A 21,723-nucleotide genomic window follows, 5' to 3' on the forward strand; every position below is an offset into this window, starting at 1 on the left:
AGTCTAATGCGGCCTACTCCACCGGCGCTGCGGCCTCGGATGCCCTTGCCGGTTCCGCTGCCATGGCCGCGTCCTTGCGCCGGTAGCGCAGCACGCCCACAGCAACCACCACCACCGCCAACGCGATGGAGAGCAACAGTGATTCGCGGGTCGATTCCACGATCACCATGCCGATAAGCAGGGCCACGATGCTGATGATTGCTGCCCAGGTGAGGTAGGGGAACAGCCACATCTTCAGCTGGAGGTCCTGTGCGGCGGCACCCATCCGGCGGCGGAGGATCAGCTGCGACACGGAGATGACCAGCCAGACGAAGAGGGCGATGGCACCGGAAGTGTTGACCAGGAACAGGAACACCGTGTCCGGTGCGATGTAGTTCAGGCCCACCGTGATGAAGCCGACCACCGTGGAAGCGAGCACGGCGGCGGCGGGAACTCCGCGCCGGGAGATCCTCGTCCAGGAGCGCGGGGCGTCACCGCGGGTGGAGAGCGAGAACAGCATGCGGCTTGCGGTGTACAGCCCGGAGTTGAGGCAGGACAGGACGGAGGTCAGGACCACGACGTCCATGATGGTGCCGGCACCGGGGATGCCGAACAGTTCGATGACCGCAACGTACGGGCTCTTGGCGACGGACGCAGAGTTCCAGGGGAGCAGGGTGACCACCACGGCGATGGAACCGATGTAGAACACCAGGATGCGCCAGACGGTTGACTTCACGGCCTTCTTGACGGCGTCCACGGGGTTTTCGGATTCGCCGGCGGCGATCGTGGCGATCTCGGCGCCGAAGAAGGAGAAGACGACCACCAGGATGCCGGCCAGGACGGCGCCCGGACCGTTGGGCATGAATCCGCCGTTGTTGAGCAGGTTGCTCAGGCCGGGGGCCGGGACGCCGGGGACCAGGCCCAGGATGGCGGCGGCGCCGAAGACCAGGAAGAGGACGATCGCGGCCACCTTGATGGAGGCGAACCAGAATTCGAACTCGCCGTAGGACTTCACCGAGCCGAGGTTGGTCAAGGTCAGCAGCACCATGAGGACCAGGGCCCAGACCCACTGGTCGATGCCCGGCACCCACCGGTGCATGATGGCCGCACCGGCGGTGGCCTCGATGCCCAGGACGATAATCCAGAACCAGGCATAGAGCCAGCCGATGCTGAACCCTGCCCAGCGGCCCAGGGCCTTGTCCGCATAGGTCGAGAAAGAGCCCGTTTCCGGGTTGGCTGCGGCCATTTCACCCAGCATGCGCATCACCAGGATGACCACGAGGCCGGCGGCTGCGTACGCGACAAGGATGCCCGGGCCGGCCTGCTGGATCGCGGCCCCCGAGCCGACGAAGAGCCCTGCACCGATCACGCCGGCTATGGCGATCATGGACAGGTGCCTGGGTTTCAGGGACTTTGAGAGTTGCTGGTCAGCATGCATGGAAGTGCCGTCCTGTTGGGAAATTGCAGAGGTTGTGCGACGTTCATTGGTGCACCGCGGCGGACCGTGTGGTGCACCACATCGTCGTTTCACCCTAGGTCCGCCATTATGCGCCTTGCTTTGTGCACTCCAACAGATCTGGTTGCGCCTAACAGGACGGCACTCCAAGCAGGAACCATGATGGGCAAATAATGTTTCCCACCAGGCACTTTTGTAATGTGCCGGAAACCACGCGCCGGCCACCGGCGCAGGATATCCCTCCTACACGTCCCGGCGCTTCAGCAGGACGGCGGCGATCAGCACGGGGATCACCACCCAGGCGCCCAGGACCAAGGCCGCCTGCCACGTTTCGAGGGTGTCCGGCACGTGCTGGGCGGCGGTCAGCGGCTCAACCGTGTTGCCGGGCAGGTATTTCCGGGCCTCCTTGAAGAAGTCGCCGGGAATGAGCTGGAAAGCGATGGGTGCCACGAAGAAGATGCCCACCAGGCTCATGATGCCGCCGGCCGAGTTCCGAAGCAGCGTGCCCAGGGCCATGCCGATCGCGGCCACGGCTGCAACGTAGATGCTGTTGACCAGGAGCAGTTTCACGGATTCGGAACTTGCCAGGTCCAGCTTCAGTCCGTAGTTGTCCAGGATGGGAACCGCCACCAGTCCGGCCACCCAGGTGGAGAGGGCCGTGACCGCGAAGGAGACCACCATGACCACCACCAGTTTGGCAGTGAACGCAGGCAGCCTCTTGGGCACTGCCGCGAACGTGGACCGCGCCATGCCGGTGGTGAATTCCGAGCTCATCAAGAGCACGCCCAGGGACCCAAGGATCAGCTGGGCGAAGGCGATCCCCGAGGTGGGCACGCTGATCGCGAGGTCCCCGCCTTGGGAGGCCGCCCGCACGGCCGCCTGCGGATCCCGCGATGCCGCGTTGGCGAACTGGCCGGTGCCCCATGCGGACAGCGCACCAAAGCCCACCATCACAACCGCCGTGGCGGCGAGCAGGATCAGCGTTGAGAGCAGGCTCCGGAACTTGATGAGTTCCGAGTTGAGCACCCGAAAGAACGTGGGGCCCGGCAGGGACCCTCCGTGGCCGTGGCTGTGGCCTGCGGACGATGATGCCGGTTCGGGCGAAGCCGTGGATTCTGTGGTCATGGCGCTCATTATTTGCTTACCTCCGCGGCGGGCAGGGAGTGGTATTCGACGTCGTCTTTGGTCAGTTCCATGTACGCTTCCTCGAGGCTGGCCGTCAGGGGGGTGAGTTCATAGACCATGACCTGGTTTTCCAGGGCTGCCGCGGCGATTGCCTTCGGTTCGAGGCCGGTCACTTCCAGCATTTCCCGTTCCGGGACCTCGATCGAGGCGCCGCGGCCGGCCAGCAGCTGCCGCAGCCGGTCCGGCTGGTCCGTGCGGACGCGGACGCGGGCCTGGCCCTTGCCGGTAATGATGTCGCGGATGGGCGCATCGGCGATCACCCGGCCGCGGCCGATGACGATGAGGTGGTCGGCGGTCTGGGCCATCTCGCTCATGAGGTGGCTGGAGAGGAACACGGTGCGTCCCTGCCCGGCGAGGTAACGGACCAGGTTCCGCACCCAGACCACGCCTTCCGGGTCCAGCCCGTTGACGGGTTCGTCCAGGATCAAGGTCTGCGGGTCGCCGAGCAACGCCGCAGCGATGCCCAGCCGCTGGCCCATGCCCAGTGAGAAGCCGCCGGCTTTCTTTCGCGCCACCGCGTCGAGGCCGGTCATCTCGATCACTTCGTGCACCCGGGATTTGGGAATACCGTGTGTGGCGGCCATGGCCAGCAGGTGGTTGTACGCGCTGCGGCTGGTATGGACCGCTTTCGCATCCAGCAGGGCGCCCACCTGCCGCAGCGGAGCCGTGTGCTTGACGTAGGGGAGGCCGTTCACTGTGACCGATCCCGATGTCGGCCGGTCCAGTCCCATGATCATGCGCATCGTGGTGGACTTTCCTGCCCCGTTCGGGCCCAGGAATCCTGTGACTTGCCCTGCCCTGACGGTGAAGCTGACACCGGCCACGGCGGTCTTCGCCCCGTACACCTTTGTCAGCCCGTTTGCCTCGATCATGAATTTTCCTTTTGACGGCAGCGCGTGGCTGCAGATGGCGTTCTGTGGGAGTTCACTCCCTACGCTAACGGGGCCACCGCCGCATTTCGCCCTGCTCAGGGATGATTCAGGGGAGAATCAGGGTTGCTCCGGACCAAAGCCTTCCCTGTTCAGGGGCGTGGGGAGTAGTACGTCAGCGCGTTGCGCCGCACTGAATAAGCGACCCGGCGCACTCCGGCCAGTGCCTCACCGTCCACGGCAAGGGCCATGGGTGCGCCGTCGGCATCAATGGTGACCGTGGAGGCCTCGCGCAGGTGCGTGATCCTGGAACTTGCCACCGTTCCGGTCAGGACGGCCCAGAGCAGCCGCACGCGGGCGAACGACTCGTCGGCGGTGATCAGCCTGACGTCCAGTACGCCGTCGTCCATGACGGGCCGGATGAGCGGCGCGTGGTCCCGGGGGTAGTAGCGGCCCCGTCCAAGGTAGGCGATCCACACCTTGTGCCGGACACCGTCGACGGAAAGAGTGATGGGGGTTCCCGCGGCGAACGTGCGGAACATGGCCACGACGCCGGCCAGCGGCTTTCCAAGCGCGGGTTGCAGGTGCTCCCGGCGACGTACGAGATTGGGATAGAGGCCCACACTGGACGTGTTGAGCATGACCAGCTCGGACACTTCGGGATGGCCCGCGAGGCCACGCTCCGCGGTCACCAGGCCGATGTCCGCCAGTGCGGCCTCACCCTTGGTCGCCGCTTTCACGGCGTCCTTGAGGTTTCCGATCCCCGCGTCCCGCGCAAAGTGGTTGAGGGTTCCCCCGGGCAGAACCAGCAGGGGCAGGGAGCGGTCGACGGCGGCAGCAGCCGCGGCGCCGACGGTTCCGTCGCCGCCCCACACACCCAGGGCAAGGGTCCCGGGGACGTCCGCGGTCGCGTTGATCTGCTGCACGAGGTCATCGTCCGGCTGCACGACGTTTATATGTGCCTTAGGGAATACATCTTTGAGGGCGGCGGCCGTTTCCACCTTGAAGGATCCACCCAGGGTGTTGACCACGATGCTGAGGCCTTCCCCACCGGGCAGCCCAGGAGCCTCGGTCCACGTCCGGGCCGTCTGCGGAATGGGCGGCCGGACCGGCCACCAGTGCCGGGTCACCAGGGCGGCGCCCGCACCGAGGGCCGAACCGAAGATGACGTCCGAAGGCCAGTGCGCACCGGTGTGGACCCTCGAGTAGGCCACACCAAGGGCCGCGGGCGCCAAGGCAGCGCCAAGGGCGGGCTGGACCAGGCCGGCGCCCACCGCGAAGGCGACGGCGGACGCTGAATGCCCCGAAGGCATGGAGGAACTCTGGGGCTGGGGGTGGACGAAGCGGAACACCGGGAGATTTTCCGGCTTCGGCCGGGTCCGGGGGAGCAGGGTCTTGAACACCATGTTCGTAACGGCCGAGGCGACGCCCTGGGCGATCAGCCCGTGGACGGCAGCGCGCCGGGATTTGCCGGGGAACAGCGCAAGGACGGCTGCGATACCGATCCAGAGCTTTCCCTGGTTCGCTGAGGCCGAGAGCCGTCGGAAGAACACGTCGTGGCTGCCGCCGGGAAGGTTAGAAACATGCTGGAGAAGGAATCTGTCGATGCGGCTGGGCCAACTCCGCCGGCGGTGCCTGGTGCTTTGCATGTGATCACCCTAAACCCCTGCCGCTTTAGCATTCGGTTCCACGCCCTTGCCTGCGCGGCGGCCCCGGATCCTGTCAGGGCTCCTTGGTGTCCTCCAGCCGCAGGGGCCTGGCGGCACCGGCCAGCAGCAGTGCCACGAGGACCGGTGCCATGATCGCCAGCAGCGCGGTGTGGATGCCGGTGAGGTCGCCGAGGTACCCGAGCAGCGGCGGGCCGGCCAGGAACGATATATAACCCAAAGTGGATACAACGGATACGCGTGCTGCCGAATGCCTGGGGTCGTCGGAGGCTGCTGACATCCCCATCGGGAAAGCCAGCGCTGCGCCGACGCCCCACAGTGCCGCACCGATACCGGCCAGCCAGATGTTCGGCGCCAGGACGAAAAGGCCCAGCCCGGCGGCTGCGGCCGCCATGCTGGCCCGCAGCACGGCCACCCGGCCGTACTTGTCGATCACCCGGCCGCCGAGGAAGCGCATTGCTGTCATGGCAAGGACAAAGAGGGCAAACATGAGTGCGCCCGTGGACTCCGAGGTGGCCAGGCCGTCCACGGAGGCTTTGGCGATCCAATCGTTGCCGGCCCCCTCGGTGAGGGTGGCTCCCAGGACCACGACGCCGATCAGCAACGTCCTGCTGTCCCGCCATGCCGAGGGGCCCTTGGCAGGTTCGGGTTCCCCGGGCGTGGCTGCCGTGGAAATGTGGGGGAGGAAGAAGCGCGGCGCGGTCAGGGCCACCAGCACCACCACACCGGCAATGACCATCAGGTGCAGGGGAAGGTCCACGCCCAGGCTGGACAGGCCGGCGCCAACCAGTGCGCCTACGAACGCACCACCGCTGAAGGCAGCGTGGAATTGCGGCATGACAGTCCGGCGGAGTTTGTGTTCTACGTCCGCGCCTTCGATGTTTTGCGCAACATCCCACAGGCCGATACCGATTCCGAAGAAGAACAGCGAGACCGCGGTTCCGGGTATGGAGGTGGCCGAGAGCGCCAGGGCGATGCCGATGCCCGCGGCGGCCGCCAGCAGGCCGGCGAAGCGGACCGTGTTCGCCGTTCCGATCCGGCCTACCACCATGCCCGCTGTGGGGAGCGCCAAAAGCGACCCGACGGCCGTGCAGAGCAGCAGCGTGCCCATCTGGCCGGAGGTGATGTGCAGCGTCTGCGTGACGGCCGGGATCCGTGCAGCCCAGCTGGCGAACACCAGTCCATTAATGCCAAAGACCACGAACGTGGCCGCGGCCGCCGCTTTCAGTCCAACGTGCTGTTCGGTGCCGGCGTTGGTGCTCATACGTTCACTACTTCCACAGAGTATTGGTCGAGTTGGGCTTGTTCCTGGCCACTGAATTTCCGGTCGGTGACAATCACGTCAACCCGGTCCAGGCCGCCGATAAGGACCCTCGCGTGCGCCTGCCATTTAGCCGCCGATGCGGCAACCACCACCCGCGCCGACGCGTCCAGGCCGGCCCTCTTGACCGCGGCATCGTCCAGGTCGTGGGCCAGGAGGCCGTCAGTAAAGTCAACGGCACAGGGGGTGAGCACGGCGGTATCAAAACGCAACGACCTGATGTTGGACTCCGCCAGGGGTCCGCGGAAACAGAGCTCACCGGGCACCAGGCTCCCTCCTGGCAGCAACAGTGCAGGCCGGGAGCCTGCGGCAGTGTCCCCGCCGGCGGCCGCATTGAGTCCGGGCAGGGACATCGGCATCAAGGTCAGTTCCCGGCCGGTCACGGCACGGGCCACCTCGGTTGCCGTGCTCCCGCTGTCCAGCCACACATGTTCGCGTTCCAGCAGCAGCCCGGCGACGGCGGCGGCGATGCGCCTCTTGGCGTCCCGGTCCTCCAGCTCCCGGAGCCCGTACCCTGGGTGCTGCCCTTGCCCGATCAGGCTCCTGGCTCCGCCGTGGATCCGACGGAGGACGCCGTTGCCTGCCAGCGCTTCAAGGTCGCGACGGATCGTGGCCCCGGAAGCATCGCAGGCCAGCATCAGTTCTTCGACGCTCACCTCGGCCTGCCGCCGGAGGATTTCGGCAATAGTCCTGTGCCGCTCATCCGTCTTCATGATCAAATGCTATCAATTGATGATCATTTGCTCATTAGACTGCTCACCGACTCCTCAGCGTGCGCGTTCCACCCGCTGTTCGTCCCAGACCGGTTCCGCTGATTCGTACACCTTCCCGTCCGATCCGAACACCAGGAACCGGTCGAACGTCCGAGCGAACCAGCGGTCATGGGTGACGGCAAGGACCGTGCCCTCAAAGTGGTCAATGGCGCGCTCCAGCGCCTCGGCGGAGTGCAGGTCCAGGTTGTCCGTTGGCTCGTCCAACAGCAGCAGGGTGGCTCCGCTGAGCTGCAGGAGCAGGATCTGGAAACGCGCCTGCTGGCCGCCGGACAGCGACTCGTACTTTTGCTCGGACTGTCCCGCCAGGCCATAGCCGTCCAGGGCGCCGGCGGCCGCCTCCCGCCCCAGCCCCGAACGGTGTTCGTCACCGCGGTGCAGGATTTCCAGGAGCGTCTTGCCCAGGAGATCCGGCCGGACATGGGTTTGGGCAAAGAACCCGGGCCGGATCCGCGCACCGAGCTTGACGGTCCCTTCGTGCGGGACCTCGGCGATTTCCACATCGGAGACCGGCAGGTGTTCCCGCTCGGGATCGGTGCCGCCGGTGGCGAGCAGCCGCAGGAAGTGGCTCTTGCCGGAGCCGTTGGAGCCGAGCACGCCGACCCGGTCGCCGAACCAGACCTCGGTGGAGAAGGGCTTCATCAGGCCGGTCAGTTCCAGCCGTTCGGCAACGATGGCGCGCTTGGCGGTTCGTCCGCCTTTGAGCCGCATCTGGACGTTCTGTTCGATCGGCAGTGCCTCCGGCGGACCCACTTCGAGGAACTTTGCCAGCCGGGTCTGGGCGGCGTGGTAGCGGTTGGCCATGTCAGAGCGGAACGCGGCCTTGTTCTTGTACATGTTGACGAGTTCCTTGAGCTTGATGTGCTCCTCGTCCCAGCGCTTCCGCAATTCCTCGAACCGGGCGTTCCGGTCCGCGCGGGCCTCCACGTACGATTCGAATCCACCGCCGTGGATCCATGCTGCGGCTCCGTTGATCCCCGGCTCCAGGGTGACAATGCGCCCGGCGGCGTTGTTCAGCAGCTCGCGGTCGTGGCTGATGAAGAAGACGGTCTTCCTTGACTCGTTCAGCTTCTCCTCGAGCCAGCGTTTGCCCGGCACGTCAAGGTAGTTGTCCGGCTCGTCCAGGAGGAGGAGGTCGTCCGGGCCTGCGAACAGTGCTTCCAGCACCAGGCGTTTCTGCTCGCCGCCGGAAAGGGTCGACGCCGGGCGGTGCTGTGCGCGGTCAAACGGCAGTCCCAGCGCGGCCATGCAGACCTCGTCCCAGACGGTCTCGACGTCGTAGCCTCCGGCGTCCCCCCAGTCCACGATGGCCTGGGCGTACCGCATCTGGGTGGGCTCGTCGTCGTGCTCCATCATGGCCAGCTCGGCATCATCCACCTCGCGCGCAGCGGCCGCCAAAGCCGGGGGAGCAGCGGACACCAGGAGGTCCCGGACTGTTGAACCGTCACGGACCTGCCCCACGAACTGGCGCATGATGCCCATGTTCCCGGACCGCCCGATGACGCCCTCATCCGGGACCAGGTCTCCGGCGATGATCCGGAAAAGCGTGGTCTTTCCTGTGCCGTTGGGCCCGATCAAGGCGGTCTTGGTACCGTCCGGGACCTTGAAGGTGACTCCGTTCAGGAGCTGGGTGCCGTCGGAGAGGAAGTAGTCGATGCCGGAAACGTCAATATGGGCCACGCCGTCAATCCTCCCACGGCGGAGCCTAGCCGGCGGCGGTGAGGAACTGCTTCAGCAGCGGACCCGAGGTGGTGGCGCCCAGGCCGCCGTCTTCCACGAAGACGGCCACCGCCAGGTCCCCGTGGACGGCCACGATCCACGCGTGCGTCTTGGGCGGGTTCTCGGTGCCGAATTCGGCGGTTCCGGTCTTCGCCCCTACCGGTGCCCCGGGGACGCTGGACAGGAAGCCTGCATGCCCGGAAGTAACCACGGCGCGCATCATGTCAGCCAGCGATGCCGCCTCCGCTGCCGTGATCGGTTTGTCCGATGCCGTGGACGGCGCCTCGGCCGTCGCCGTGGCAGTCGGTGCGGCGGCCGGGGCAGTGGACCCGGCGGTGGTTCCCGCAGCGGGGGCAGCGGCATCGGGGTTGAGGACCAGCTGCGCCGAAACGGGGGCGCCCTTGGCAACAGAGCCGGCCATGATCGCAGCAGCCAGGGGGGAGAGCAAAACCTTGCCCTGGCCAATCATGGAGGCCGCGTGTTCGGTGCCCTGGGCCTGCCCCGGCACGGAACCCAAGAACGCTTCCGCCCCGAGTTTCGGCGCTTCCACCGCGACGCCCATGGAGGTGGCCGCGGCTTCGAGCTGACTCTGCGATACCGAGTCGCGCTGGGAAATGAAGGCGGTATTGCAGGAGTGCGCAAAGGCGTCCCGGAGGGTCACCGCGCCAAGGGAGGTCGCGGGGTAGCCCTCGGAGTTCTTGAAGGTGCGCCCGTCTACTGTGAGGGTGGGGGTGCACTGGACGGTGGAATCGGGATTCATGCCGTTGCGGAACATGGCCAGGGAATCCACCATCTTGAAGATCGAGCCCGGGGCGTACTGGCCCAGCATGGCCGTGTTGTAGCCGTTGCTGCCCGGGCCGGAGGCCGCGGCGAGTACGGCGCCGGTGGAGGGCCGAAGCGCCACGATGGCCGACGCCGGGCCCACACCCTCCAGGGTGGACTCAGCCAGGGTCTGGAGGCGCGGATCGAGGGTGGTCTTCAACGGCGTACCGGGCTTGGGTGCCACCTCGAAAAGGACGCGCCTGGGGTCGGTGCCGGCGGACTGGATCTGTTCGCGCGTCAGGTCGGCCCGCTGCGCCCGGATGACCACGGCATCTGATCCTCGGAGCTGTGCGTCGTACTGCTGCTGGAGCCCGCCGATGCCCGTGACATCCCCTGCGTCCAGGGCGCCTTCGGATGCATCGATCTGTTCCGCGGTGGCTTCGCCGACCGAACCGAGCACGGCGCGGGCAAACGTCCTGCTGGGAGCCAGCGGCATGGACGCGGGGATGCCGCGCGCTCCGGGGATCGCCTGGATCTGTTGATCCGAGATGGTCCTGCCTTCTTCACGCAGCGTGATGGCAGGGACAAAAGCCTGTGCACCGGCAGCCTTGACCTGTTGCGCATACGCCGCCGGGTCCACTCCCACCAGCGCGGCCAGCTTGCCGGCGGAATCGGAGGGGTCTGCGGCGCCCAGTTGCGGCTTGTCGATACCGACATTAACCACGGGACGGTAGGTGACCAAGGGTACGTCGCCGGCACCAAGGATGTCGGCACGCTGGGGGGACTGGGAGCCCTTGGTGACAATTTCACTGTCCGTCAGGCCGGGTGCCAGGAGGGCCGGGTCCCACACCGTCAGCCACTTGTCCCCTGACTTCTTGAAGTTCGCCGAGCTGGTGTACTTCCATTCGGCGTCGCCGAACTTCCAGGTATAGCTCAGCGGCGCGGACGCTTTATCGCCGTCGAGGGTGAGTCCGCCTGCCTGGACCTCGGGCTTCTGCGGATCCAAGGCAGCGAAGACCTGGTGCAGCTGGTCGTTGGCCGCGGCGGCGTCCTTGCCGTCAAAGGCCACCGAGCCAACGTCAAGCGATGAGACCGCGCCGGCCAACTGCTGGGCCGCGGCTTCGGCCCCGCTCTTACCGTCGTCGCAGGCCACCAGGGAGGTACCCAGGACGAGCGCAGCTACGGCAAGCGAAAGTTTTGTTGATTTCCCCATGCGGCCATTATCCCCCGCCCCGGCACCGTGCTGTGCCGTGCCGTCGCGGGCCAGGAGGTTGTGGCGGGTCCTGCCGGCCGGCAGAACCTAGCCGAGGGAAAGGTCCGGAACCGGCAGCCGGAAAATGTCCTTCAGGGCGTACGTAGCCGCGTGCATCCCGGGCATTCCCGTGACACCCGGGCCCGGTGGCGTTGAGGATGAGCAGAGGTAGACGCCCAGCAGAGGTGTCCGCCACGGGACGGGGGACGCCACGGGCCTTTGGACCAGGCCGCGCACGTCCATGACTCCGGCGCTGAAGTCGCCGCCAACGTAGTTGCGGTTGTACTGCGCCAGCTGCGCCGCCGTAATGGCGTGCGATTCCACCACGAGGTCCCGGAATCCCGGGGCAAACCGTTCCAGCTGCGCCATCACCTCGCCGGTCATGTCCCGCGTGGAGCCTGCGGGGACGTGGCAATACGTCCACAGTGTGTGCCGCCCGTCCGGGGCCCGTCCCGGGTCAAACCGGGAGGGCTGGGCCACCAGGACATACGGCCGCTCGGGATGCCGGCCGGCGCTGACCTGGTTCTCCGAAGCCGCCAGTTCGGTCCGGGTCCCGCCCACGTGGACCGTGCCGGCGTCGGCAAGCCCGCTGGCTTGCCACGGCACCGGACCGGACAGGATGAAGTCCACCTTGCAGGAGCCGTTTCCGTACCGGAACGCCTCGAGGGCTCTTCGATAGCGGCCAGGCAGCGCATCGCCTGCCATGTCCAGCAGGCCGCGGGGCGCCACATCCAGCAGGGTGGCCCGGGTGGCCGGCAGTTGTTCCAGCCGGTCGATGGGGGTGCCGGTGTGGATGACGCCGCCGTGGGCGCGGATATCGTCAGCGAGGGCTGCCGCGATGGAGGCGGAACCGCCGCGGGGGATGGGCCATCCGTCCGCATGTCCCAGGGCACCGAGCATGAGGCCGGCCCCGGACGCCGCCAGGGACGGTAAATGCGAGATGGCGTGGGCGGCAACCCCGCTCAGGAGGGCGGGTGCAAGATCCTCCCGGAACCGTGCGTTCCATAATCCGGTTCCCTGCTCCAGCGTCCGCAATCCGTAAACGCCCGCCATCACCGGGTTGCGGGGGATCCGCAGCAGCTGGTTTTGGGTGAAATCCATGACGTCGCCAATATGCCGGACCAGCGGTTCCATGAGCCTGCGGTAGGCAGCGCCGTCCCGGCCCAGTTCCGTCGCAGTCCGCTCCAGCGAGGTATACGCCAAAGCCGCCCGGCCGCCATCCAGCGGGGACCCGAATGAAACTTCAGGGGTGATCAGGTCCACCCTCCGGGGCAGTTCGAAGGCACGGAAGAACGGGGATGCCAGCGCCATGGGATGCACCGCGGAGCAGACGTCGTGGAAGTGTCCGGGCTGCATGAGTTCGGTGGTGCGCGTGCCACCGCCGATGGTCTGGGCTGCCTCGAAGACTTCCACCGACAGCCCTGCCCTTGCCATGACGGCCGCTGCAGAGAGTCCGTTGGGACCGGAGCCTACTACCGCGACATCAGGCACGGGACCCTGCTTTCCAGGGGGTAACCGATTCCGAGGGCCGGGCGGGATCCAGCCGGAACCAGTCGGGCGCGTTCGCGAACGGCCCGCCGTGCGGATCATCAACATGGTGGCGGCGGATGGGGTCATAGGCGGGGTCGTAGATGTCCCACACGATGCGCGCCATGAGGTACGCCACGGCGGCCATGTGAGCGGCGACGGCGAGGACGTAGTACGGCATGTCCAGGTTGTGTTGGGACGAACCGGCGCTGGTCACCTGTCCAAGGTACATCCAGATTGCGGCCCAGTGCAGGGCTTCGATCCCCTGCCAGACCAGGAAGTCGCGCCACCGTGGCCTGGCGAGGGCTAGCAGCGGGATCAGCCACACGACGTACTGGGGCGAGTAGACCTTGCTGGTGAGGATGAAGGCCGCGACGATCAGGAAAGCAAGCTGCGCCAGGCGGGGGCGGCGGGGAGCGGTCAGTGCAACGGCTGCTATGGCGGCGCACAACAGGACGAACAGTCCGGCTGACAGTGCGCTGACTCCGTCCGGTGCCAGCCCGGACCAGCCCAGCCTGCCGGCCACCAGGTTGTAGGCGAACCACGGGGAACTGTACCCGGCGCCCCGCTCCGCGCTGTACTGGAAAAAATAGGCCCAGCCGGACGGGTTGGCCGCCGCGAACGGCAGGTTGACCACCAGCCAGGTGGCGGCGGCGCTGCCGGCGGTCACCAGCAGCGGCCGCCACCGGCCGGTCCGCGCGGCAAGCAGCAGGATGGCCCCGAGGACCAGCAGCGGGTAGAGCTTGGTTGCCGTGGCCAGCCCGATCAGGATGCCGGCCGGCACCGGGCGGTTCTTGGCGAAAAAGTACATGCCCACAGCCAGCAGGCAGGCTGCCCAGAGATCCCAGTTGATGGTTCCGGCGAGGATAATCCCCGGGGCGACCGCCACCATGGCGGCATCCCAGGGACGGCGGCCGGGCATGCGGGCAACTGCCAGGACAGTGACCATGGCCACGGCCGCCAGCAGCACGGCATTGATGTCGAAGTAGGCCACAGCCCTGGCGTTGGCGTCTCCTCCGGGAACCAGCCATGCCGTCAGCCCCGCAATCAACCCGATGAGCACCGGGTATTCAAACTGGCTGCCGCTGCCGAGGATGGGGAAGACCCCTTGTGCCAGGCCGCGGTTCCGGAACAGCTCCGGGAAGTCCGAGTAGCACGTGGCGTAGAACTGGGTTGGGGTCTCCCAGCCGTTGACCCGGCAGTAGCCCTTAAGCAGGATGCCCACCAAGGCGGCCAGTGCTGCCAGGACCACCAGCACACGTTCCACGGTGAAGATCCCGGGGGAGGCAACGCCGGGATCCGCCTTGGCCCCGAGTGGCCCGCCGATCACCTCCGTGAAATTACGGAGCAGCGCATCGCTGCGGCTCGGCACCACGATACGGGGCCGTCGTCCACCCTCCGGCGGCTGGGTCTCGTGCATGGAGTCGAGCTTACAGCCGGCCCCTGCGCAAAGCGCGGGGGCCGGCAGTCAGCGCAAGCCGCCGAGCTGCTGGTGCATGAGCACGAAGACTTCGTTTCGATGCTGCTCCAACAGGTCACTGTTGAACGAACTGCGTCGCTGCAGGGGGCGGGACAGGAATCCCAGGATCTTTCGCATCAAGGAAGGCACCTCCTTTCGTTTTAATGGGGCACAAAAGTGCATGACGAATTAGCGCTACTTTTCGGCGCGAAAAAGCCCGAAAAGAAGGCGCGTGAATTCCATGGCGGGAATAGGCGGAAATTGCAGGAAAGAACACAAATTCCGGGGGACGCCGGCAATGCCGGAAAGCAAGCACCTGGCGCAGAGCAGGAACGCTCAAGTGCGCGGACGCGGTTTCAGGCGTCAGCGAAGCGTGGGCTCAGGCAGGTGCTGTTCCGGGGAGTCAGCGCAGGAGGTGCGGCGGCGTACCGGCCGTTATCCCGGGGACTGGTCCAGGCAGGGCGAAGTCCCGGGGAACGTGGTTCCGGTTAGCGGCGAGGGCAAGAACCGGGGAAGGCGGCGGACCGCCACCCGGTGCCGACCGGAGCAACGCGCGCAGCACCAGCAGAGGCCGGGAATGCATTGATGGGGGTGTTCCATTCGCCAGTCAAAGTCATCATTTTCCCAACCTCCTTTTCTGCTGTCCGCTGCGTGGTGTGCAATGCGGTCTTGGACCCGGGCAGATTGCCGCGGGGTCAGGAATAAAGGTACCCCAGGAATCCGCGAAAGGCCAGCAATTCCCGGGAAATGCGGAAAAGTTTTTTACTAAAGGCGATTCAGAGACCCCAGCGCACAATAGCGGGCGTCTTCTTATCCCAGCCCAGGGTGCATACTTTGGCGGTACCGAGGATAAAGTGGCGGCCTTCCGTGGGCGGCAATTCCAGCCAGCGCGCGGTAAGGATCCGGGAGAAATGACCGTGCGCCACGATCAGCACATTGTCCATCCCGGATTCCAGGATCCGGCCGATGATCTTGTCCGCCCTCGCGGCCACCTCATCAAGGCTTTCACCGTTGGGAACGCCGTGGGTCCAGATCAGGTAGTCGGGATTGTCCTTGCGGATCAGGTCCGAGCTGATGCCTTCGTAGTCCCCGTAGTTCCACTCCACCGCGAGCGGTTCGTGCCGGGCATCCGGGAAACCGGCGAGCTCGGCAGTGCGCCGTGCACGCCGCAGCGGCGAGGTGAGCACCATGTCGAAGTCGACGCCGTCCAGGACCTTGCGTGCCTCCACGGCCTGCTGTTCGCCTTCCACTGTCAGGGGGAGGTCTGTGAGGCCCGTGTACTGCCCGCTCTTGGACCATTCGGTTTCACCATGGCGGAGGATCCACAGCTGGGGGCGCGGAGCGAAGGCGGGATTGGTCATTTGGACTCCTCAGCGGGTGAAGGTTCGACGTCGGCGGGAGGGGTTCCGGGCTCGGTCCCGGCAGGTGCAGATTCAGGCTGTTCGGCCCACCAGCGGAGCAGGCGCGCCTCGGCCTCGTCCGCGGGCAACGGTCCGTGTTCCATCCGCTCATTAAGGAGGAACTTGTAGGCGCGGCCCACCACGGGGCCCGGTTTGAGGCCCAGCAGCTCCATGATCCGGGCTCCGTCCAGGTCCGGGCGTACTGCGTCCAGGGATTCCTGTTCCCGGAGCGCCGCAATGCGGGACTCAAGGTCGTCGTAAGCGAAGGACAGCCGGTCGGCCTTGCGCTGGTTTCGGGTGGTGACGTCGGACCGGGTAAGCCGGTGCAGCCGTTCCAGCAGCGGGCCTGCGTCGGTGACGTACCGCCGGACAGCCGAGTCGCTCCAGCCGGCATCGCCGTAGCCATAGAAGCGCATGTGGAGTTCCACCAGCCGTGCAACGGCCTTGGTGGTGTCATTGTCGAAGCGCAGCGCCTTCATCCGTTTGGAGGTGAGCTTGGCACCCACCATGTCGTGGTGGCGAAAGCTCACCGCCCCGCCCGGTTCGAACCGGCGCGTCGCCGGCTTGCCGACGTCGTGCATCAACGCCGCGAAGCGCAGCACGAAGTCCGGGCCCGGCACAGGGCCTTCGGCGTCCGTTTCAAGCTCCGCTGCCTGCTCCAACACCTGGAGGGAGTGCTGGTAGACATCCTTGTGCCGGTGGTGCTCATCGGCTTCGAGCCGGAGGGCGGAGACCTCGGGCAGCACATACTCGGCCAGCCCCGTGTCCACCAGGAGGTCCACGCCCACGCGAGGCCGGGCACCGCAGATCAGTTTGACCAGTTCATCCCGCACCCGCTCCGCGGAAATGATCCCGATCCGGTCAGCCATGTGAGTCATGGCTTCGCGGACGTCGTCGCGGACCGAGACGCCCAGTTGCGCGGCGAAGCGCGCCGCCCGCATCATCCGCAAGGGGTCATCTGAGAAGGAGGCCTCCGGCGCCCCGGGCGTCGCCAGCAAGGAGGCGTGCAGGTCCCGCACCCCGCCGAACGGATCCACCAGTTCCAGGGAAGGCAGTTTCAGTGCCATGGCGTTGATCGTGAAGTCGCGCCGCAGCAGATCGTCGGTGAGGGAGGTACCGAACGCCACCACGGGCTTGCGGGAGTCGGGATCGTAGGCCTCCGCCCGGTAGGTGGTGATCTCGATCTGGAAGCCGCCCTTGCGCATGCCGATCGTGCCAAACGCGCGCCCGATCTCCCAGAAGTTGTCCGCCCACTTCTTGATCAGTGCCACCGTCTGGTCCGGCGTGGCATCCGTGGTGAAGTCGAGGTCGGGGGAAACCCGGCCAAGGAAAAGGTCGCGCACCGGCCCGCCCACGAGGGACAGCTCGTGGCCTGCATCCACGAACCGCTGACCGAGCTCCAGGACCACCGGGTCCACCTTGAAGTCAACGGTGTGGGAATCAATCTTGTGATGTGCGTGCGACATAGTTCCTTAAGCTTGGCAGAAACCAGCGGCGCGGCAGTCCAAAAAAGCGTCAAGATCAGCGCTGATTGACGTTCCCGGCCCCAAAATGCGTCACATCCCGTCCATGTTGGTGTCATGTTCCGGTCATCACGAACGGGCAACAGTCGTTAGAGTGGACTCCATGGCCCATCCAGTACCGAGCGCTCCCGGCAGGAGGACGAACGCACCATTGCCATCGGCAATCGGGGCGCACGTTGCCCCTGCCCAGCAATCGGCACCGGCCTCGCTGCCAACGGTTGAGGAAGTCTCGGCCGGCGGCGTTGTGGTGGACACGTCCGACGCCGAATTGAGGGTTGCGATCATCGCCCGCCTTAATCGCGGCGGACGGTTGGAATGGTGCCTCCCCAAGGGGCATCCGGAGGGCAAGGAGAACAACGAGCAGGCTGCCGTCCGCGAAATTGCCGAAGAAACCGGCATCGAGGGAGACATCCTGGCGCCCTTGGGCAGCATCGACTACTGGTTCACGGTCAGCGGGCACCGGGTCCACAAAACCGTGCACCACTACCTCCTGCGCGCCACGGGAGGCGAGCTCACCATCGAGAACGATCCCGACCAGGAAGCCGTGGATGTGGCCTGGGTGCCGATCCAGGAACTGGCCCGGAAGCTGTCCTTCCCCAACGAACGCCGCATCGCGGACCTTGCCCGCGAGGTCCTGCCCGGACACCTCTAAGCCCGGACGCCGCCGTCGTCATTGCGGTGTTACGGGCCGGTGGGTGAGACGATGAACTCGATGTCAGCTACCAACTTTCCTTCCGACCGGTCCGGCCGGCCCGATGATGCCGCACCCGGCGACGCCACCGCCGGGGCGGCCGCACCGGAGACCGCGCAGCCCGCGGCCGCGGGTCCCAGCGAGTCCCGTTCCAGCGCCATCATGGCCGCAGGGACGCTCGTTTCGCGTTTCCTGGGCTTCGGTAAGACCTGGATGCTGGGCACCGCGCTGGGCCTGGGCTCGACGGTCAACGACACGTTCATCAACGCCAACAACCTGCCCAACCTGATCTTCCTTTTGGTGGCCGGCGGTGTCTTCAATGCCGTGCTGGTCCCGCAGATCATCAAGGCAAGCAAGGCCCCGGACAGGGGAGCGGACTACATCAGCCGGCTGCTGACGCTCGCTGTCCTGCTCCTGTTCGGACTGACGGCGCTGGTGACGCTGGCCGCGCCGGGGGTCATCGAGCTGACCACCCAGGGATATTCGCCGCAGCAGAAGGCCCTCGCGGTAACGTTCGCGTTCTGGTGCCTGCCGCAGATCTTCTTCTACGGCCTTTACGCCCTGCTTACCCAGGTCCTGAACGCCAACGGCGCGTTTGGTCCGGCGATGTGGGCACCCATCCTGAACAACCTGGTGGCCATCGCCGGCCTGGGCATGTTCATCTGGATCTTCGGGACCAACGAGTTCAGCGCCCACACCATCGACAACTGGGGCTCCGCGCAGACTCTCCTGGTGGCCGGGTTCTCCACCATCGGCGTACTGTCCCAGACCGCCATCCTGCTGGTGCCGGTCTTCCGTCTGAAGCTCGGGCTCCGGCCCCGGTTCGGCTGGCGGGGCGTGGGGCTGGGGCACGCTGCGCGGCTGAGCGTATGGACCCTCCTGACAGCCGCCGTCGGGCAGCTGGCCTTCCTTTATGTCATGCGCATCGCCACCATTCCCGGCGCTGAACGCATCCGCCTGCAGGAGGCGGGGGACCCGTCCGCCTCCACCCTCCCCGGCAACGCGGTCCTGGAGGTGGCCAGCCAGCTGTACCTGCTGCCGCACTCGATTATTGCCCTGTCCCTGGCCACCGTCCTGTTCAACCGGATGACCCGGGCTTCGCAGGACGGCAACCGGGCGGAGCTTCGTGACGCACTCTCGCACGGGCTGCGCACCATGGCCGTCGCCACGGTGTTCGGCGCCTTGGCGCTGTTTGCCCTGGCGGGTCCACTGGGCATGTTCTTCTCCGGCGGCTCGCGCCAGGACGGCGTCATGCTGGCCCAGACGCTCACCATCCTTGCCCTCAGCACCCCCTTCATGAGTGCCAACTTCATGATGTCCAGGGTGTTCTATGCCAACGAGGACGCCCGCACGCCGTTCTACGTGCAGCTGCTGCTGGCTGTGGTCTATGTAGCCGGTGCGTTCGCCATCCAATTCCTGCCGGTGGGCCAGATCATCTACGCCATCGCCGTTTTGTATATGGTGGGCAACATCCTCTCGGTGGTCATCAGCGCGGTCTTCCTGCGGCGCATGCTGGGCAGCCTGGACGGTCCGCGGATCGCCAATTCGTACATCCGCATGGGCTATGCGGCCCTTGGCTCCGCCGTCGCCGGTTCGGCCGCCCTCTGGCTGATGGGCAGCTACAACCCTGATGGTTTCGCTTGGAGCGGCCGCCTCCAGGCCCTGCTTACGGTCGCGGTGGCAGGGCCTGTCATGCTCGGCGTCTACTTCGTGCTCCTTCGGCTGTTCCGGGTCACCGAACTGGGCGACATGCTCCGGCCGCTGCTGGGCCGGCTGGGCCGCGGGGGCCCAGCCCCCGCTGCTGAAGCCGGGGACGCGCCGTCGTCCGCTCCTGCCCCAGGTTCCTCCGGGCACCGTCCTGAACGGGCCACCACCTCCGTGGACACCGGCCTCATTCCACGGATTTCCGGCGAGTTCGATGCCGTCTCGTTCCGTGCGGGCCCGGATCCGGAGCGCGGCGTGCGCCGCCAGGACCTGCACGACGACGGCCGCCAGCAGGTGCCGGTGGCCGAGTACCTGCCTGGTGAGGAGCAGCCCGCCACGGCGCGTGGGGGCCTGCTCAGCGAACAGATTCCCCTTCCGGGCCGCCGGACGTACCAGGGCAAGGCCGGCGAGAACCCGTACTTCAAGAAACGCCGCCCACGGAAAAAGTGATGCCGTTGCGGTCTGGCGCCGGTCTTCTCCACGGCCGTCCGGGGCTGATCGGCTAGGATCGAACAGGTACAGGGGTAGTTGCAGTCAGGGTTCGGCCGTGCGCGGCGCCTGATCGGCGGTTGCGTCATTGAGGCCGGCAATCCCGGACAGTCTAGGAGGAACACGTGTCCAACCCGATCGATGTCGGATCAGTACTGGGTGGCCGTTACAAGGTCACAGCCACGGTATTGGCCTCCCACGACCACGATCTGGTGCTGGACGGCGTGGACCAGGTCCTTAACCGGCCGGTCAGCATCCTGGTGGCGGGCCCGGAAAACACCGAGCAGGTTGCCCAGAGCGCCCGCGAAGTGGCCACCGGCGAACGCCCCGGCACGGTACAGGTATTGGACCTCGGCGTCACCGAAGACACCACTTACCTCATCACCAACCACACCTCCGCCGCAGACCTCCTGGATCTTGTGGTGGCATCCAACCCGCCCTACGTCGAACCGTTCTTCACGGACACGCTGGGCAGTGAGATCTTCGGCCAGGCCCGTTCCCACGAACCCGAGCCCTACGACGAGGAAGACAACGTCGACGCCGGGTACATCAACTACGCCGACTCGCACCCGAGCCAGGTTGATCCTTATCCTTCCGCGCCGGCCGCGCCGCCAAGGCCCACGGTCCGGCCCGCAAGCCAGGCTCCCGCTGTACCCCCGGGTTCAGGCCGCACCGGTGCCGCTGGCGCCGCAGCTGCAGGTGCAGGTGCAGCAGCAGCCTCGGCAGCCTCGGCGGGACGACGACCGGCCGACCTGGATCCCGATGCCACTGCCGCCCAGCCCGTACAGCCTGCAGCCGAGCACGCCGGCTTCGAGCCGGCAAACACTGCGGATACGGACACCGGTCCAAACGACACCACGCAGGCACATCCACAGCAGTCCGTTTCGGACGGCAAGCCGAAGGTTTCCTTGTGGTCTGACGACGACTACGCCCAATCGGGCGACGACGACGATCACCAGGACGGCGACGCCCCGCAAGAGCCCCGCAGCGGCAACGGCAGGTCCGCCCTGTTTGCCCGTGCGGCGGCCCCGGCCGCTGCCGGCACCGCATTTGCCGATCGAGACGACGACAACGACCATGATGAGTCCGACGACCAGCCCCGTTCCATGCGCTGGCTGGTTGGCGGCCTCCTGGCCGTTGTGCTGATTGCAGGCCTGATCTTCGCCGTCACCAACCTTGGCAGCCTCTTCACCCCAGGGCAGCCCCAGGCCAAGTCCACTCCGCCCGCCAGCACCAGCGCTCCGCAGGCCTCTGCATCGGCCACCCAGGCGGCCCCGTCGGCTCCGCCCGCGGTACCGCCCGCTATTGAAAGTGTGACCCGGCAGGGGAACTTCGACTTTGCTGCCACATTCGATGGCGACCTGGTCAAGGCTTACGACGGCAACAACGCCAGCTACTGGTCCGACATGGAGTTCGCCACGGAGAACTGGGGTGGCCTGGCCCCGCAGGGAGTTCCGCTGGTGGTAAAGCTGAAGAGCAAGGCAACGGTTTCTTCCATTACGCTCTCCCAGCTCGGGGGATCCGGCGGCAACATCACCGTGTACACCAACGACCAGCCATCCCTGGATGGAGCCAAGTCCATTGGCACCAGCAGTTTCACCTCCACGGACCTGAACATGCCCCTTCCCGAGCCGGTCCAGGCGCAGTACGTGCTTGTTTCCATCAATTCGCTTCCCAAGCTGGCGGCTCCAAAGACCCGTTACGGTTACGGTCTCCGCCTGGCAGAAATCAAGGTCCAGTAAGCCCCGACGCCGCGGTTGTTACAGCCGCGACAGGCGCCGCGCGCGGGGAATGTAATCTGGAAAGAGCGCCCTGCGAAGGATAGTCCTGTACCTTTTGCGGTGGTTCACCTTGTCCGGGCGCTGGAATATTCAGCACGCGGGCACGGTTGTGCCATGTGGCCGGCCTCCAAAGGGAGGCGAGTCGAACAAGGAAGAGGTTCACGTTCCA

General features: G+C 66.4%; 16 protein-coding genes. 3 read left to right on the plus strand and 13 right to left on the minus strand.

The genetic code is table 11. The annotated features are described in order from the left end of the window. Positions 1-13 precede the first annotated feature (13 nt). The 13 genes from DC347_RS06545 to DC347_RS06600 all read right to left on the minus strand — a co-directional run bounded on the left by DC347_RS06545 (position 14) and on the right by DC347_RS06600 (position 16,832). Positions 14-1,417: an amino acid permease gene (locus tag DC347_RS06545; protein WP_018762839.1), complete on the minus strand. Its 1,404-nt coding sequence runs from the start codon at positions 1,415-1,417 to the stop codon at positions 14-16. A gap of 261 nt (positions 1,418-1,678) precedes the next feature. After that, entirely contained in the window at positions 1,679-2,569 is an 891-nt protein-coding gene (locus DC347_RS06550; RefSeq protein ID WP_231369906.1) for an ABC transporter permease, read from the minus strand. Then, the gene (locus DC347_RS06555; RefSeq protein ID WP_109044837.1) at positions 2,569-3,492 is read right to left on the minus strand and encodes an ABC transporter ATP-binding protein; all 924 of its coding nucleotides are present in this window, start codon (positions 3,490-3,492) and stop codon (positions 2,569-2,571) included. Before DC347_RS06555 ends, DC347_RS06550 begins: the two co-directional genes overlap by 1 nt. A gap of 149 nt (positions 3,493-3,641) precedes the next feature. Then, positions 3,642-5,138 carry a bifunctional phosphatase PAP2/diacylglycerol kinase family protein gene (locus DC347_RS06560; RefSeq protein ID WP_026264886.1) on the minus strand — a complete coding sequence of 499 codons (1,497 nt, stop codon included), beginning with the start codon at positions 5,136-5,138 and terminating at the stop codon, positions 3,642-3,644. Positions 5,139-5,211: 73 nt separating this feature from the next. Continuing rightward, positions 5,212-6,420 carry an MFS transporter gene (locus tag DC347_RS06565; protein WP_109044838.1) on the minus strand — a complete coding sequence of 403 codons (1,209 nt, stop codon included), beginning with the start codon at positions 6,418-6,420 and terminating at the stop codon, positions 5,212-5,214. Beyond that, positions 6,417-7,190, minus strand: coding sequence for a DeoR/GlpR family DNA-binding transcription regulator (locus DC347_RS06570; RefSeq protein WP_026264885.1), 774 nt, complete (start codon positions 7,188-7,190; stop codon positions 6,417-6,419). Before DC347_RS06570 ends, DC347_RS06565 begins: the two co-directional genes overlap by 4 nt. Before the next feature lie 54 nt (positions 7,191-7,244). After that, positions 7,245-8,927, minus strand: coding sequence for an ABC-F family ATP-binding cassette domain-containing protein (locus DC347_RS06575; RefSeq protein WP_109044839.1), 1,683 nt, complete (start codon positions 8,925-8,927; stop codon positions 7,245-7,247). 25 nt (positions 8,928-8,952) lie between these two features. After that, positions 8,953-10,941, minus strand: coding sequence for a penicillin-binding transpeptidase domain-containing protein (locus DC347_RS06580; protein ID WP_018762832.1), 1,989 nt, complete (start codon positions 10,939-10,941; stop codon positions 8,953-8,955). 87 nt (positions 10,942-11,028) lie between these two features. Then, a complete protein-coding gene (locus DC347_RS06585; RefSeq protein ID WP_109044840.1) occupies positions 11,029-12,471 on the minus strand; it encodes an NAD(P)/FAD-dependent oxidoreductase in 1,443 nt (480 codons plus the stop codon). Continuing rightward, positions 12,464-13,927: a glycosyltransferase family 87 protein gene (locus DC347_RS06590; RefSeq protein WP_109044841.1), complete on the minus strand. Its 1,464-nt coding sequence runs from the start codon at positions 13,925-13,927 to the stop codon at positions 12,464-12,466. The genes DC347_RS06585 and DC347_RS06590 overlap by 8 nt, the downstream gene beginning before the upstream one ends. Positions 13,928-13,975: 48 nt before the next feature. Next, on the minus strand, positions 13,976-14,107 hold the full coding sequence (locus DC347_RS22105; protein ID WP_255414772.1) for a hypothetical protein: 132 nt from the start codon (positions 14,105-14,107) through the stop codon (positions 13,976-13,978). A gap of 635 nt (positions 14,108-14,742) precedes the next feature. After that, positions 14,743-15,327, minus strand: coding sequence for a histidine phosphatase family protein (locus DC347_RS06595; RefSeq protein WP_109044842.1), 585 nt, complete (start codon positions 15,325-15,327; stop codon positions 14,743-14,745). Continuing rightward, positions 15,324-16,832, minus strand: coding sequence for a CCA tRNA nucleotidyltransferase (locus DC347_RS06600; RefSeq protein ID WP_109044843.1), 1,509 nt, complete (start codon positions 16,830-16,832; stop codon positions 15,324-15,326). The genes DC347_RS06595 and DC347_RS06600 overlap by 4 nt, the downstream gene beginning before the upstream one ends. Positions 16,833-17,040: 208 nt before the next feature. Between DC347_RS06600 and DC347_RS06605 the strand changes: the two genes are divergently transcribed. From DC347_RS06605 to DC347_RS06615, 3 genes are all read left to right on the plus strand, one after another. Further along, positions 17,041-17,541 (plus strand): NUDIX hydrolase, encoded by a 501-nt coding sequence (locus DC347_RS06605; RefSeq protein ID WP_018762826.1) that lies wholly within the window; start codon positions 17,041-17,043, stop codon positions 17,539-17,541. A gap of 60 nt (positions 17,542-17,601) precedes the next feature. Further along, the gene (murJ, locus tag DC347_RS06610; protein WP_109044844.1) at positions 17,602-19,734 is read left to right on the plus strand and encodes a murein biosynthesis integral membrane protein MurJ; all 2,133 of its coding nucleotides are present in this window, start codon (positions 17,602-17,604) and stop codon (positions 19,732-19,734) included. A gap of 164 nt (positions 19,735-19,898) precedes the next feature. Then, a complete protein-coding gene (locus DC347_RS06615; RefSeq protein WP_109044845.1) occupies positions 19,899-21,515 on the plus strand; it encodes an ABC transporter substrate-binding protein in 1,617 nt (538 codons plus the stop codon). The last annotated feature ends 208 nt before the right edge of the window (positions 21,516-21,723 follow it).

Source organism: Pseudarthrobacter sp. AG30 (assembly GCF_003116525.1).
Classification (GTDB): Bacteria; Actinomycetota; Actinomycetes; order Actinomycetales; family Micrococcaceae; genus Arthrobacter.